The 13,574-nt window shown below is 66.3% G+C and carries 14 protein-coding genes and 1 pseudogene; 9 read left to right on the forward strand and 6 right to left on the reverse strand.

All coding sequences use genetic code 11. The annotated features are described in order from the left end of the window. Window positions 1-22: 22 nt before the first annotated feature. Both G3O06_RS00540 and G3O06_RS00545 read right to left on the reverse strand, forming a co-directional pair. Complete coding sequence (locus G3O06_RS00540; protein ID WP_205814522.1) at window positions 23-1,657, reverse strand: DUF2306 domain-containing protein; 1,635 nt, start codon at window positions 1,655-1,657, stop codon at window positions 23-25. 37 nt (window positions 1,658-1,694) lie between these two features. Then, entirely contained in the window at window positions 1,695-2,420 is a 726-nt protein-coding gene (locus G3O06_RS00545) for a DUF4336 domain-containing protein (protein ID WP_346779474.1), read from the reverse strand. Between the two features lie 13 nt (window positions 2,421-2,433). Here G3O06_RS00545 and G3O06_RS00550 point away from each other — a divergent pair, with 13 nt between their 5' ends. Continuing rightward, window positions 2,434-3,066, forward strand: a complete 633-nt coding sequence (locus G3O06_RS00550; protein ID WP_205814524.1) for a TetR/AcrR family transcriptional regulator — start codon at window positions 2,434-2,436, stop codon at window positions 3,064-3,066. Between the two features lie 92 nt (window positions 3,067-3,158). On the opposite strand, the gene G3O06_RS00555 is transcribed toward G3O06_RS00550, so the two are convergent. The 3 genes from G3O06_RS00555 to G3O06_RS00565 all read right to left on the reverse strand — a co-directional run bounded on the left by G3O06_RS00555 (window position 3,159) and on the right by G3O06_RS00565 (window position 5,893). Next, window positions 3,159-4,511: a pyridoxal-dependent decarboxylase gene (locus G3O06_RS00555; RefSeq protein ID WP_205814525.1), complete on the reverse strand. Its 1,353-nt coding sequence runs from the start codon at window positions 4,509-4,511 to the stop codon at window positions 3,159-3,161. A 20-nt stretch (window positions 4,512-4,531) separates the two neighbouring features. Continuing rightward, window positions 4,532-4,831 (reverse strand): helix-turn-helix domain-containing protein, encoded by a 300-nt coding sequence (locus G3O06_RS00560; protein WP_069250563.1) that lies wholly within the window; start codon window positions 4,829-4,831, stop codon window positions 4,532-4,534. Between the two features lie 174 nt (window positions 4,832-5,005). After that, window positions 5,006-5,893: a LysR family transcriptional regulator gene (locus G3O06_RS00565; protein ID WP_205814526.1), complete on the reverse strand. Its 888-nt coding sequence runs from the start codon at window positions 5,891-5,893 to the stop codon at window positions 5,006-5,008. A gap of 130 nt (window positions 5,894-6,023) precedes the next feature. On the opposite strand from G3O06_RS00565, the gene G3O06_RS00570 reads away from it, so the two are divergent. The 5 genes and pseudogenes from G3O06_RS00570 (at window position 6,024) to G3O06_RS00585 (ending at window position 9,520) form a co-directional block, all read left to right on the forward strand. Next, window positions 6,024-7,061 carry an aldo/keto reductase gene (locus G3O06_RS00570; RefSeq protein ID WP_205814527.1) on the forward strand — a complete coding sequence of 346 codons (1,038 nt, stop codon included), beginning with the start codon at window positions 6,024-6,026 and terminating at the stop codon, window positions 7,059-7,061. Window positions 7,062-7,181: 120 nt separating this feature from the next. After that, window positions 7,182-7,280: pseudogene (locus tag G3O06_RS48825) on the forward strand (IS5/IS1182 family transposase); the annotation flags it as partial. A 114-nt stretch (window positions 7,281-7,394) separates the two neighbouring features. Further along, entirely contained in the window at window positions 7,395-7,697 is a 303-nt protein-coding gene (locus G3O06_RS00575; protein ID WP_205814528.1) for a metalloregulator ArsR/SmtB family transcription factor, read from the forward strand. A gap of 61 nt (window positions 7,698-7,758) precedes the next feature. Next, window positions 7,759-8,760: a zinc-dependent alcohol dehydrogenase family protein gene (locus G3O06_RS00580; RefSeq protein ID WP_205814529.1), complete on the forward strand. Its 1,002-nt coding sequence runs from the start codon at window positions 7,759-7,761 to the stop codon at window positions 8,758-8,760. 283 nt (window positions 8,761-9,043) lie between these two features. Beyond that, window positions 9,044-9,520, forward strand: coding sequence for a GNAT family N-acetyltransferase (locus G3O06_RS00585; protein ID WP_205814530.1), 477 nt, complete (start codon window positions 9,044-9,046; stop codon window positions 9,518-9,520). A gap of 159 nt (window positions 9,521-9,679) precedes the next feature. Here the strand turns inward: G3O06_RS00585 and G3O06_RS00590 are convergent, their stop codons facing one another. After that, window positions 9,680-10,405, reverse strand: coding sequence for a class I SAM-dependent methyltransferase (locus tag G3O06_RS00590; RefSeq protein ID WP_174987795.1), 726 nt, complete (start codon window positions 10,403-10,405; stop codon window positions 9,680-9,682). A 202-nt stretch (window positions 10,406-10,607) separates the two neighbouring features. Between G3O06_RS00590 and G3O06_RS00595 the strand changes: the two genes are divergently transcribed. The 3 genes from G3O06_RS00595 (at window position 10,608) to G3O06_RS00605 (ending at window position 13,574) form a co-directional block, all read left to right on the forward strand. Further along, on the forward strand, window positions 10,608-11,615 hold the full coding sequence (locus G3O06_RS00595) for a hypothetical protein (RefSeq protein ID WP_205814531.1): 1,008 nt from the start codon (window positions 10,608-10,610) through the stop codon (window positions 11,613-11,615). 220 nt (window positions 11,616-11,835) lie between these two features. Next, a complete protein-coding gene (locus tag G3O06_RS00600; RefSeq protein WP_205814532.1) occupies window positions 11,836-12,426 on the forward strand; it encodes a DUF4410 domain-containing protein in 591 nt (196 codons plus the stop codon). Between the two features lie 338 nt (window positions 12,427-12,764). Next, window positions 12,765-13,574: a TlpA disulfide reductase family protein gene (locus G3O06_RS00605; RefSeq protein WP_205814533.1), complete on the forward strand. Its 810-nt coding sequence runs from the start codon at window positions 12,765-12,767 to the stop codon at window positions 13,572-13,574.

The raw sequence follows: 13,574 nt of genomic DNA on the forward strand, positions 1-13,574 counted from the left end.
GGCCTGCTTCGCGCAAACACGGCTAGCGCGCGAATTTCTCCTGCGTCGCGCTGCCGTAGACCGCGTAAAGCAAGCCCGCCAGCATCGCGAGAATCAGGCCGACGCTGATCGCGACGCGATAGACGCTGGTGATCTCGACGTAATGCTGCAGATCCGGCACGCCGATCTGAAGATAGATCCACCCGACCAGCGGTACGAGCGCATACAGACTCGGCAGCGCCATCACGCACAGAACGGCGAACAGGCTCCACTCCTTGACGAGCGCATGGCGCTCACGCATCACGCCCCAGAGCAGCAGCACCGCGAAGAACAGTTCGAATGCACCGTTCATCTGGAACGGCGTGCCGCCGGACGACGTGATCGCCGTCGGGCCGCCCAGCAACTGCCCCCAGTACAGCAACACGATGCCGTTTGCGGCAGTCAGCGCGCCAGTCGCGGCCGCGAGCCGCATCGTCCGCGCCGGCTGCGGCTTCCCGATGAACGCGGCACGCAGCAGGAACGGCGCGAGTGCGCACACGCCGATCGCACTGACCGCATAGAGCCAGCGCGAGCCGGGCGCCGCCCGCAGCACGTTGCCCTGGAACGCGGCGAGTCCGGCCGGAATCCAGTCCTTGCCGGCCTGGAACCGGTCGAGGCCGGGCGTCACCAGGTAGTGATCGACGACAGCGGCCAGCGCGGCGATGCTCAGCACCGACAGCACCGCGACACCCACCTTGGCAACGGCCTCCGTCACCGCGACCGGGAACACCGGGCCGGCCCGGCCCGTGGCCGGTCGAGACTTCTGGAACCAGCGATTCATGCACAGCAGCAGGTAGCCGAACAGCATGCATTGCGCGATCAGCACGGCGACCGCCGAGAAATTGGACGTATTCTGGTTGACGTCCGGATAGACCATCGCGGCCCAGATCCAGTCGATGCGCGTAAACGGCGCGGTGAGCAGGAAGCCGTAGTTGATCGCCATATAGGCCTGATGCTGGGCAATCTCGCGGCGGATCAGGTGATGAATCGACATCCACAGCGATGCCGTGACGCCCAGCGCGAGAAACCAGAGGCCGGTTGCGAACGTCAGCGTGTCGTACATCATCGCGACCGGCGTGCGCACCATGTAGGTCATCGCGCCGATCATCGCGATCTGCGACGAGACCATGTAGACCACGCCCGCCGCGCGATGCCAGCGCGGATAGTTGCGGCGCAGCGCCGGCCAGAACTGCAGCGCGCCCAGCAGCATGCACGTGCCGCCCATGATGTTGTGCAGCGACAGGATGACGATGTTGGCCTTCGGCATCCGCGCGTAATACAGCACGGTGTCGTAGAAGCCGTTCTCGCCGAACATGAGCCGCGCCGACGTCAGCCTGGCCGCGATCCAGATGAACGGATCGTCCGTGCCGAATACCTGCCCCCAACCGGGCTCGGCCCCGGCGATCGACATCGCGCGAAGCTGTTCGCGCGCATGCAGGAGCGCATCGCCCGATACCGCGCCGAAATTCGCCTGCCCGGTCGCGATGGCCGTCAGCGCATAGAGGACGGTGACGATGGCAAACGCCACGAACACCACGACGGCCCACGTCCGCAAGCGGCCGCCCGGCACGTCGCCGGCACGCGCCGCGATGGCGGAAGCCTGCGCCGCCGGGTGCCCGATGTCATTCGATCCTGCCATCACGTCTCTCCCTGATCCTGCGTCGTTATCGATGGATTCAAAGCCACGCCATGCCCTGCCGCACCGCGTCGTGCGCATGCTCGGTCAGCGGGTCGCCGTGCGCGAGCGCCACGCGTTCGAACGGCCACTCCAGCAGCCTGTCGATGCATGCGCGGGCCACGCGCCGGTCCCGATAGACCACGCGCAGCAGCGGATGCCAGCCGACCTGCCCGAGCACGCCGCCCAGGCGCAGGTAATGCCGCGTCAGCCAGTGCGGCGACGCGTGAAAGTTCTCGACGAGATCGCAGGCGATCAGCGTGCGGCTGCCCGGGTGATAAAACACCGTCTCGCGCAGCAGGCAGCCTTCGATCGTCAGCAGTTCGAAGTCGTCTTGCCAGTCCGGATGCGGCGTCTCCGTCAGCACCGCATCGAAGCGCAGATCCTTGCGCTTGCGCTGCAGCGCGGCCGGGCCGTGCAGCAACGCGCGCGGATACGCGGCGACCGCGCCGGCCGCATAGAGGTGGTGAAACAGGTTCGGGCAGACGATGTGGCCGACCTCGCCGAGTGCATCGATTTCCGCGCGCAAGCCGCCATCCAGCGGCACCGGCGAATGCAGCAGCAACCGGCCCGACGACAGCCGGACGACGGTCATGCGGGCACCGACATGCAGCCCCATGAAAGAATGAGGGACCGATGCAGTCCAGATATCCTTCGTCAACGAATCAAGGGCGGGCATCGCCAGATCCGACAATGTTTGAGTTGCAAACATTGTCGAACGTGACATTGAATACTGTCAAATGAGTAGAAACCCCGGGAATCAGAAAGCGGGCTACCACCACGGCAACCTGCGACAGGCCGTGCTGGATCTGGCCTTTGCCGCGCTCGAGCACGCGAACGGGCGGGAATTGAGCGTGCGCCATCTGGCGACGCAGCTGGGCGTGTCGGATTCGGCCGTCTATCGCCACTTCGTCAACAAGGAGGCGCTGCTGGTCGCGCTGGTGGTCGAAGGCTTCCGGCGCCTGACACAGGCGCAGGTCGACGCGTTTGCCGAGGAGATTTCACGCGGCGCGTCGGCACGCGACGCGTTTCGGGCCGGCGGGCTGGCTCACGTGAAGTTCGCGCACGCGCATGCCGAGTTGTTCCGGCTCATGTACGGCGGCTTTGCGGTTCAGCACCGCGATGATGCCGAGCTCGTCCAGGCCCGGCGCGAGAACAGCGAGGTGACGACGCAGGCGATCCGGAGGATGGTGGGATCCACCATCGACGAGCAGCAGATCCGCGCGTTCAGCGTCGGCGTGCGCAGCTTCGTGCATGGCTTCGCCGTGCTGTGGATCGACGGGCATCTGGAAGGCGGCGAGGCGGAGATCGACGCACTGGCGGAAGCCGCGTTCGAGTTCTCGATGCACGCGTTTCCCGACTCGGTGCGATGACGACGCGGCGTATGCGGCCTATGCGGCGCATACGCGGAACGCGGCGCGCGTGAGCGAGTGACCCTCCGCGCGCGCCGACGCGCTGCCACCGCTCAGCGCACGTGTACGCCACGCAGTTCCGTCAGCAATGCCACGAGACGATCGATGTGCGCATCTTCGGTGCGCCACGACGACACGCTGATCCGGAACGCCGGCCGCCCCTGCCACACCGTCGCACCGAACCACACGTCGCCTGACGCCTGCGCGGCCGCGAGGATCGCCGCCGTTTCATCATCGGTGCCGGCGCGCACGAGCACCTGATTCAGCACGACACGGTTCAACACGTCGTAGCCGGCGGCACGCAGCCCGTCCGCGACCCGCGCCGCCTGCGCGCAATGCTGCTCGACCATCGTGGCCACGCCGGCGCGGCCGAGCGAGCGCAATGCGGCCCACACGGGAATGCCACGCGCGCGCCGCGAGAATTCGAGGTTCAGGTTCTTCTGCGCGTCCTGCGCGCCGCTCAGGTAGACGGCATCGCTGTTCATCGCGGTCGCGAGCGCGGCCGCGTCGCGGCAGATCACCATCGCGCCGTCGTACGGCGTGTTGAGCCACTTGTGGCCGTCGGTGGTCCAGCTGTCCGCGCCGTCGATGCCGTCGGTCAGCGCGCGCTTCGACGATGCGCGGGCCCACAGGCCGAACGCGCCGTCGACGTGCACCCACGCGCCGGCCGCCTTCGCGGGCGGAATCAGCGCCGCGAACGGATCGAACTCACCGGTGTTCACTTCGCCGGCCTGCACGCAGAGGATCGTCATGTCGTCGAGCGGCGGCAGCTGTGCCGGGTCGATGCGGCCGTGCGTGTCGACCGGCGCGACGACGAGGCGCTTCATCCCGAAACCGAGCACGCGCAGCGCCTTCTTCACCGTGATGTGCGCAAGCTCGGAGATCACGACCTTCACTTCGGGCGCGCCGGTCAGGCCGTCCTCGTCGACGTCCCAGCCCTTGCGCGCGAGCAGCGCGCGCCGCGCGGCCACCAGCGCGACGAGCGTGCAGGCCGTCGCACTCGTGCCGAAACCGACCGCGCTGCCTTCGGGCAACCCGAGCACGTCGACGACCCAGCGCGCGGCCTGACGCTCGATCGTCGCGGCCACCGGCGAATTCGCATACGACGACGCACACTGGTCCCACGCGAGCATCAGCCGCTCGGCCGCCGCCGCGGCCGGCAGCGCGGCGCCGATCACGAAGCCGAAGTAGTTCGGGCCGTTCGACGCGACGGTCGCGGGCGTGCCGCGCTCGTCGAGCAGGCGCAGCACGTCGTCGGACGGGCGGCCCGTATCGGGCAGCGGCTCGTCGAACGCCGCAAGGCCGGCCAATGCGGCCGCGTCGGGAAACGCACGCCGCTCGTTCGATGCGGCCAGATACGCGTGCGCGCGCCGGTCGGCGTCGGCCAGCAGTGCAAGTTCGTCCATCTCGGTTGCCTCGGTGGGAGTCAGAGTTGCAAAAGATCGCGGCCGAGCTGCTGCAGCGCGCCGTCGATCCGCTTGTAGTACGTGAACTTGCCGGCGCGGGTCGCCTGCACGAGCCCGGCATCCGCGAGGATGCGCATGTGGCGCGTGGTCGTGGCCGGCGCGATGCCGAGCTTCTCGGTGATGTACGTGCAGCACACGCCGAGTTCGTCGAAATCGCCGTGCGGCTGCGGCGGGAAATGCTTGCGCGGCTGCTTGAGCCAGCGCATCACGGCCAGGCGGCTTTCATTGGCCAGTGCGCTGATGCGGGTGACGTCGTCCATGGGTTCGGGTTTCGTTTAACGTTTCGAATATTAGCTAAATGACGAAATGTGTGCAATCGATCGAGCGCCTGTTTCAGCCTGCGACGTCGTACTCGCAATCGTCACGCCGGCCTTCGCTGCGATCGCGTCTGGACAGACGCTGCAACGCTCGAGGGACCGCGTGAACCCTGTCCGCTACGCCCCGCCCAGCGCCTGCGCCAGCTTGTCGATCAGTGCGCGCACGCGCCGCGGCTGCACGGCGCTGCCCGGATAGACGATCTGCAAATCGACGTCGCCCGGCGAGAACGCGCGCAGGACTTCGACGAGCGCGCCGGACGCCAGATCCTGCTCGACGTCGACCAGCGACTTCAGCGCGACGCCATGCCCCGCGACGCACCACGCGCGCACGAGCGCGCCGTCGTTGGCCACCCGCCGGCCGCGCACCGTCACGCGCCGGAGTTCGCCATCGATACTGAATGGCCATTCGGCATACAGGTCCGGCCCGAAGCGCATCACGATGCAGTCGTGTGCGGCGAGATCATCCGGATGCCGCGGCGTGCCGTGCGCCGCGAGATACGCGGGTGACGCGCACACCACGCGCCGCGCACGGCCGAGCGAACGGCTGCGCAGCGAACTGTCGGCGAGCACCCCGCGGCGGATCGCGAAATCGAGCCCCTGCCCGACGACATCGACGTAACCGTCGCCGAGGTGCAGGTCGACCGTGACGCCCGGATGCTCGGCGAGGAACGCGTCGACGACGGGCACCACGCGCTCGCGGCCGAGATCGGCCGGCGCGCTCAGGCGCACGGGGCCCGACAGCGTCTGCACACCCAGCCGCACGCGGCTTTCGAGTTCGTCTGCTTCGGCCAGCAGGCGCCGCGCGCCGTCGACGAGCGTGCGGCCTTCGTCGGTCAGGCTGATCGCGCGCGTCGTGCGCGTGAGCAGCGCCGCGCCGTAGTGGCGCTCGAGCGCGGTCAGCCGTTCGGACACGGTGGCCGGCGACAGCCCGAATTCACGGCCCGCCGCGGCCAGCCCGCCCTTCTCCACGATGCGCAGGAACAGCGCGAGATTGTCGAGCAGCATTATTCGCCCCTTCCGAACGATATTTTCGAAGTCTGCCCAATTATCCGAAATATCCGCAAGCGATACAGTGTGGCAACACCCGGCCACGCGGCCGCCCCTCGACACTTCGAGCACCCAAAGGAAACCCGCCATGGAATACCGCACCCTCGGCCGCTCCGGCCTCAAGGTTCCCGCGCTGAGCTTCGGCGCCGGCACGTTCGGCGGCACCGGCCCGCTGTTCAGCGCATGGGGCAATACGGGCGTCGACGAAGCGCGCCGCCTGATCGACATCTGCCTCGAAGCCGGCGTGAACCTGTTCGACACGGCCGACGTGTATTCGGACGGCGAATCCGAGCGCGTGCTCGGCGCCGCGATCAAAGGGCGTCGCGACCAGGTGCTGATCTCGACGAAGACGGGCCTGCCGACCGGCAGCGGCCCGAACGACGCGGGCACGTCGCGCGCGCGGCTGGTCCGCGCCGTCGACCACGCGCTGCGCCGCCTCGACACCGACTACATCGACCTGCTGCAACTCCACGCGTTCGACGCAAGCACGCCGGTCGAGGAAGTGATGTCGACGCTCGACGATCTCGTGCGCGCGGGCAAGCTGCGCTACATCGGCGTGTCGAACTTCGCCGGGTGGCAGATCATGAAGTCGCTGGCGGTGGCCGATCAGCACGGCTGGTCGCGTTACGTGGCGAACCAGGTCTACTACTCGCTCGTCGGCCGCGACTATGAGTGGGACCTGATGCCGCTCGGCGCCGACCAGGGGCTCGGCGCGCTCGTCTGGAGCCCGCTCGGCTGGGGCCGGCTCACCGGCAAGATCCGGCGCAACGCGCCGCTGCCTGAAGGCAGCCGCCTGCATGAAACGGCCAGCTTCGGGCCGCCGGTCGACGACGCACGCCTGTACGACGTGGTCGATGCGCTCGACGCGATCGCCGAGGAAACCGGCAAGACCGTGCCGCAGATCGCGCTGAACTGGCTGCTGCAGCGCCCGACGGTATCGTCGGTGATCATCGGCGCGCGCAACGAGGAACAGCTGCGGCAGAACCTCGGCGCGGTCGGCTGGGCTCTGAGCGACGCGCAGGTCGCGAAGCTCGACGCGGCGAGCGCGGTGGAAGCGCCTTATCCGTACTTCCCGTATCGCCGCCAGCAGGCGTTCGCGCAACTCAATCCGCCGCTGCGCGGGTAAGGGCGACGACCGGCAGAGCCGGTGGCCGCAGTCGTGCGGCCCTCCGCCGGCACGCGCGTATCGCCGCGCCGAGCCGCACGACCTCACCGGCTGCCAGTCATGACAACGGGCTCATGACGCATGCAAGCGCCGAACGCCGACCACCCATTGCGAATACGCATCGAACCATTGCAGCCGCCGCCGAAACCGCGGCGGACGAAACATCCGGGACGGCCTCCTTTCCAGGGGAGGCTTGCAAATCCAAGCGCGGCGTCAGAACCGGGCCGCCTCTCTCCAGAACGGCGGTCAGTGCCCACATTGACATATCGGCAATTCTCGATATACTCGCTGCCCATGGAATTGCTCGACATCTTCAAAGCCCTCTCGAACCGGACACGCCTTGAAATCCTGCAGGGTTTGAAGGATCCCGTGAAGAACTTCCCTCCGCAGGATGAAGGGGACGTTCATACGGTGGGCGTCTGCGTCAGCAGTATTCAGGAAGGTGTCGGGTTGTCGCAGTCGACGGTGTCCGATTATCTTGCGACGCTGCAACGAGCAGGCCTGGTGGAAGTCACGCGCATCGGCCAGTGGACCTACTACAAGCGCAACGAAGCAGCCATCAGCGCGCTGGCCAAGACCATCGGGAAAGACCTGTAATTTTTTGCCCCATTACATCGATAATTCCCGATATCCCTTTTTATCGAAATAAGGATCTGCAATGAAAGCGCTGTTGCTCAAGTCATTTGGCGGCCCGGAATCATTCGAACTGCGCGACGTGCCCAAGCCGGTGCCGCACACGGGACAAGTGCTGGTCCGGGTACATGCGACGTCCATCAATCCGCTGGATTACCAGGTCCGGCGTGGCGACTATCCGGACCTGGTGCCACTTCCGGGCATTACCGGACATGACGTATCGGGCGTGGTCGAAGCCGTCGGGTCGGGTGTGACGGCCTTCTCGCCGGGAGACGAAGTCTGGTACACCCCGCAAATCTTCGACGGGCCCGGCAGTTATGCCGAGTACCACGTGGCTGCCGAAAGCATCGTCGGGAAGAAGCCTTCGGCGCTGAGCCACCTCGAGGCGGCAAGCCTGACCCTGGTTGGCGGGACGGCGTGGGAAGCCCTGGTCGTGCGTGCGGCACTGCGCGTGGGGGAAAGCATTCTGGTACACGGCGGCGCGGGAGGCGTCGGCCATGTGGCGATCCAGCTCGCCAAGGCCATCGGCGCCAGGGTGTTCACGACCGTGCGCGAAGCAAACGTCGAGTTCGCCCGAAGTCTGGGTGCCGATGTGGTCATCGACTACGAAAAGGACGATTACGTCGATGCCGTCATGCGGGACACGGATGGCCGCGGCGTCGATGTCGTGTTCGACACCATCGGCGGCAACACCTTGTCGCGCAGCCCCGACGCGCTCGCGCAACTTGGCCGCATCGTCACGATCGTGGATATCGCCCAGCCGCAAAACCTCATTCAGGCCTGGGGCAAGAACGCGAGTTATCACTTCGTGTTCACGCGACAAAACCGCGGCAAGCTGGACGAGTTGAGTGCGTTGATTGCGCGCGGTCAGCTTCGCCCACACGTTGGCGCCGTCTATTCCCTTGCCGACATTCCGCTCGCCCATGCGCGGCTGGAAAGTCCCAACAACGGGGTTCGAGGAAAAATCGCGATTGCGGTCAAGCCGTCGGCTTATCCCGACCGTGTTGCCGGTGCTCAAGAGGCGTGATCTGTTTCTCGTATGTTGACCGTAGCGAGTGGCGCGTGATTCGCGGTGCGCCACGAGCATCAGGGTTGCGCGGGGGCTGAACCTGTCAGCCCCAAGCGTAGCCGGCGCGATCACCGCGGGTTCTGACGGACCGTCGACATCGCGAGAATTGTGCGGATCGTGGCACCAAGAAATGCCGTCGTCATGGGCCTACCCATGGGGCCGCGAACTTCCTATCGTAGAGACCTGCGACGCGCCGGCCGGATCGGCGGCGCGCCCTCTTCTCCTCGACAGGTCCGCCAACATGAACGCCAACGACACCGGACTGACCGTACGCGCGGTCACGGAAGACGACTACGACCAGTGGCTGCCGCTATGGGACGGCTATAACCGCTTCTACGGCCGTTTCGACGACACGGCGCTGCCGCTGCGCATCACGCAGCTCACGTGGTCGCGCTTCTTCGACGTCTACGAACCGGTGCATGCGCTCGTCGCCGAACGCGCCGGCCGGCTCGTCGGGCTCGTGCATTTCCTGTATCACCGCAGCACGACGCTCGCCGGGCCGACCTGCTATCTGCAGGACCTGTTCACGCTCGACAGCGAACGCGGCAAGGGCGTGGGCCGCGCGCTGATCGAAACCGTGTACGACACCGCGCGTGCGCATCGCGCCGAACGCGTGTACTGGCAGACACACGAAACAAATCACACGGCGATGCGGCTCTACGACACCGTCGCGGAAAAGCCGGGGGCCGTGCTCTACCGGAAGGAGCTGTCGCGCTGAGCGGAATGGCGAAGCGTGGGCAAGCGCCATCTCGCGGATTGCCCCGCCCGATTGAACGCCCATGATCCCTTTCGGGAACAGCCGCTTCGGCAAACCTGGTAGCCCCGGGGATACAAGTTCATCCTTTCGGTCGATTTTTGTATCCTAGGGGCGACCAATTCAATCTACCGGCCGCGCCTTGACCCACAGAAACAGCGGCACGCGCGCCCACTGCTTCAACTGGTCCGTATCGGCCTGGTCGGGCGGCGGCTCGCGCAGCGACACGATCGCGAACCCGGCCGCTTCCAGTGCTTCCATGTACGCTTGCAGCGGCAGCGACCAGCCGGCGAAGTGCATCGACAGCCCGTCGCGCGTTTCCACACCGTCGAAGTGCTCGCGCCCGAAATAGCTGCCCTGCAGCACGAACGGCGCATCGGGTTGCGGCCCCGCGAAGCCGCCGCGATCGCGGAACGGATGCACGAGCGAGATGAACAGCGTCCCGCCCGGCTTCAGCACGCGGCGCGCTTCGTTCAACGCGCGCTGCATGTCGTCGAGATCCATCAGCACGTTGTACGCCATCACGAGATCGAAGCTGGCCGCGTCGAACGGCAGCGACGCCGCATCGGCGAGCTCGTAGCGATGTGCCGAATCCGCATGACGTGCGGCATCGAGCATCGCGGGCACCACGTCGGTCGCGGTCACGTCGTAGCCGAGCGCCTTCAGCTCGCGGCTCACGCGGCCTTCGCCGCAGCCGATCTCCAGCGCGCGGCCGGTGTCGCGGCCGATATACGCCGCGAGCCCCGCACGGTATTTCCAGAACGCATCGTGCCCCGGCTTGCCGGCCCAGCCGATCCATTGGTCGGCGACCTGCGTCCAGTGTTCGGTGATGGCTTTCGTATCGGTCATGTACGCTCCCGCCCGGTGTGCGTCGTTGGCTCAGGATGCGCATGGTAAGCCGAAGCGGCGGCACGCGTGAGCGGGGCGCGCCGTGCTGCCGGTTTCCGTTTCCGGCGGCGACGTTCTACAGTGACATAAACAATCCGAACAATCCGCGCCGCCGCGCGTCGTCCCGGCATCGACGATGCGCACCCGATTCCGAGGAAATCCCATGCCGAGCATCCTGGCCGCGCCCGCCAATCTTCCTCCCAGCCCCGTCGCATCGGAAACGCGCATGGTGCACGACGTCGCCACGCTGAAGCCGTCCGACTACCGTTCTGCGGACGGCGCGTCGTGGGTCATCTCCACCATCACGCCGGCCGCGGACAGCGGCACGAACGTGACCGGCACGACCTACTTCGACACCGCGAAAGGCCGGACCGTCCCGGTGCCCGACGCGCGGCGCCGCTATGCGAATCGCGGCACGTGGCAGGTCGTCGCGAGTTCGAGCCCTTCCGTGCCCGCCACCGGCCGCTACGACTGGCTGACGCTCGCCTGGCTGCCGATCAATCGTCGGCCGCTGCCGCAAACGCCCGAGCACCTGTATTCGCCGTTCATTCGCGGCGGCACGATCGTGTATCGATGGAATCCGGTCGCGGAAGGCGGCGAGCAGTTCGGCAACGTGCGGATGATCTTTCCGGAATGGACGCAGCAGGTGGCCGATGCGTTGCGGGCTGCTCCAGCAGCGTCGTCGGACGGGGCGAGCGCGTCGGCCGTATCGTCGGCGCTCGATCGCCTGAAAGCGGACACGAATCCGATGACCGCCGTGCTCGACTTCAGCGATGCATTGCGCGATGAACCGGTCGAGCGAATCGTTGCGCGGCTGCCTGACTTGCTGCGGGTGAGGGATCTGCACGAACTGTCGGCGATCGTGTTCCTGTGCCTCGCCGGATCACGCGCCGAAGACCGGCCGCGCTTCGCTGAAATGATCAACGGCGCGATCGCGTCGACCGACGACAGTGCGCGGCTGCTTGCGATTGCGTATGGCGCATTCGCGGCTGGCCGCGCGCGGCCCTATCCGTTCAACGATGCGGGGCAGACGGCACGTATCAATGACGTGTTCAGTGCGTTGAAGCGGCGGACGGCGGCACTCAACGTGCCGATCGGGGAAGGGTCGCCCTGGTACGAGTTCTTCACCGCGTATCGGCTCGGCGGCGCAGTGACCGGCAACGGACAGTGATCGTCCGCAGTAGTCAGCCCCGCGACAGCAAGACCCGATCGCCAGCCCCCCGATCCCTCGCAACGCGGCCAACCGGCTTTTCATCCGCGTACGACACCGCGACAAATAAATGCCGAATCGATTGTCGATCTATTCGACCTTTTGAATTGATTCGTCCGGTGTTAGATTTCTGCCCGGCCACAGAGCCATCTCAAATAACCCGAACTAAAAAGACCAAATCATGAAATCTGTATTCCGACATGCCGCACTGGCATTGGTGACGATCGGCTTCCTGTCGGGCTGCGCGAGCAGCGTGACACGCGACGCCAGCGATCAGGCGGGGGCCATCGCAACTGCATCGACGCCCAAATTCGGCTCGAAACCCGTGATCGTGCAAGTCACGCTCGACAATGCCGCGCAGGAAGCGCTGAAAGACAATCTGAAATTCAGCCCCGAGAACCTGAAAGGGAAAATCGAAAGCGCATTGGCCGCACGCAAGCTGCTGGCAACGGCTGGTTCGACCGATGCGATGCACCTGAACGTGGAAGTCACCGGCATTCGCGTGCGCTCGAGCTTCTCGGCAGTGATGTTCGGCTTCATGGCTGGCAACGATCATGTCGACGGCACCGTGACGCTCGCCGACGCCGACAATCACCCGGTCGACCGCTTCAAGGTGTCGGCGTCGTATGCGCTCGGCGGTATCGCCGGCATCGACAGCCTGCGCATGGACTGGCTGTACGAGAAATTCACCGAGAAGACGCTCGCGACGCTCGATCCGGCGGCCGACGCGCAACAAGCGGACGAAGCGCAAGCCAAGTCGAAAAAGCTGTAATCGCCGCTACCCGACGGGCCACGCATTCGCGCCCCGTCGGGTATCAGACGCCGCGCTCGCCCTTCGAGGACGAAGCGCGTATCGAGCGGGACGGCGTGGGTATCGCCGATGAACACTATTCCACTGACCATCAGACCGGGCTGATTTGCAGCCTGCCTGCATGAAAATCACGGAGTCCTGAGCCTGCCTCCTCCGTCGAATCAGCAACGCGCCGTTACGTTCTCGACGGGAACCCCCATACGCGGCGACCTGTCGAATCGCCACACGACCGTCGCCGGCTTCGCCGCCGTGGCGGACAATCCCCTCTCCAGCCCCGCTCGATCACGTCCCGCCCTTTCATGCTGAGCATTGGTCCCTTTTCGATCCGCGTCGTCGCGGTAGCCGTCGCCGCGCTGCTCGCGTGGCTCGTCGCCCGTTTCATCCAGCGCCGCCCGCCTGACGGACATCACAAGACCGCATCGAGCCTGATTCTCGATACCTTGCTGTTCGGCCTGCTCGCCGCGCGTATCGGTTACGTTGCGCAGTGGTGGCACGAGTACGCCGCCGCGCCACGCTCGATCATCTCGCTCGGCGACGGCGGCTTCGACTGGCGCATCGGCCTCGCGGCCGGGATCGTGTTCGCGGGCTGGCGCCTGCGCCGCCTGCCCGCGCTGCGTCGCCCGGTGATGGCCGGCATGCTTGCGGGTGTTGCCGCATGGGGCATCGCGCAGGGCACGCTCGCCACGTTGCAGCACAGCGCGCCGCCGCTTGCCGCGTTGCAGCTCGAAGCGCTCGATGCAACGCCAGTGCCGGTGCAACGCTTCGCGGGCAAACCCGTCGTCGTGAACCTGTGGGCCACGTGGTGCCCGCCGTGCCAGCGCGAAATGCCGATCCTCGCGCAAGCGCAGCAGGATCATCCGGGGATGACAGTGCTGATGGTCAACCAGGGCGAAGACGCGCAAGCGGTGCGCGCGTTCCTCGAACAGAAAGGGCTGCGATTCGATCATGTGCTGCTCGATCGCACGCTGCACGCGATGAAAACCTACGGTTCGCGCGGGCTGCCGACGACGCTCTTCTTCGACACGAAAGGCAACCTCGTCGAATCGCACATGGGCGAGATCACCGCCGCGCGGTTGAAGGATGCCGTGGCGGACCGCTTCGGCCAGTAA

The sequence above is a fragment of the Burkholderia sp. Ac-20345 genome (genome assembly GCF_017104825.1).
Classification (GTDB): domain Bacteria; phylum Pseudomonadota; class Gammaproteobacteria; order Burkholderiales; family Burkholderiaceae; genus Burkholderia; species Burkholderia lata_B.

What these genes read in the sequence shown, in the direction of transcription:
- G3O06_RS00595 (WP_205814531.1), top strand. Translation starts at nt 10,608, where the DNA reads ATGCCGAGCATCCTGGCCGCGCCCGCCAATCTTCCTCCCAGCCCCGTC.
- G3O06_RS00570 (WP_205814527.1), top strand. Translation starts at nt 6,024, where the DNA reads ATGGAATACCGCACCCTCGGCCGCTCCGGCCTCAAGGTTCCCGCGCTG.
- G3O06_RS00545 (WP_346779474.1), bottom strand. Translation starts at nt 2,420, where the DNA reads ATGTCACGTTCGACAATGTTTGCAACTCAAACATTGTCGGATCTGGCG.
- G3O06_RS00540 (WP_205814522.1), bottom strand. Translation starts at nt 1,657, where the DNA reads ATGGCAGGATCGAATGACATCGGGCACCCGGCGGCGCAGGCTTCCGCC.
- G3O06_RS00575 (WP_205814528.1), top strand. Translation starts at nt 7,395, where the DNA reads ATGGAATTGCTCGACATCTTCAAAGCCCTCTCGAACCGGACACGCCTT.
- G3O06_RS00550 (WP_205814524.1), top strand. Translation starts at nt 2,434, where the DNA reads ATGAGTAGAAACCCCGGGAATCAGAAAGCGGGCTACCACCACGGCAAC.
- G3O06_RS00605 (WP_205814533.1), top strand. Translation starts at nt 12,765, where the DNA reads ATGCTGAGCATTGGTCCCTTTTCGATCCGCGTCGTCGCGGTAGCCGTC.
- G3O06_RS00565 (WP_205814526.1), bottom strand. Translation starts at nt 5,893, where the DNA reads ATGCTGCTCGACAATCTCGCGCTGTTCCTGCGCATCGTGGAGAAGGGC.
- G3O06_RS00600 (WP_205814532.1), top strand. Translation starts at nt 11,836, where the DNA reads ATGAAATCTGTATTCCGACATGCCGCACTGGCATTGGTGACGATCGGC.
- G3O06_RS00590 (WP_174987795.1), bottom strand. Translation starts at nt 10,405, where the DNA reads ATGACCGATACGAAAGCCATCACCGAACACTGGACGCAGGTCGCCGAC.
- G3O06_RS00585 (WP_205814530.1), top strand. Translation starts at nt 9,044, where the DNA reads ATGAACGCCAACGACACCGGACTGACCGTACGCGCGGTCACGGAAGAC.
- G3O06_RS00555 (WP_205814525.1), bottom strand. Translation starts at nt 4,511, where the DNA reads ATGGACGAACTTGCACTGCTGGCCGACGCCGACCGGCGCGCGCACGCG.
- G3O06_RS00560 (WP_069250563.1), bottom strand. Translation starts at nt 4,831, where the DNA reads ATGGACGACGTCACCCGCATCAGCGCACTGGCCAATGAAAGCCGCCTG.
- G3O06_RS00580 (WP_205814529.1), top strand. Translation starts at nt 7,759, where the DNA reads ATGAAAGCGCTGTTGCTCAAGTCATTTGGCGGCCCGGAATCATTCGAA.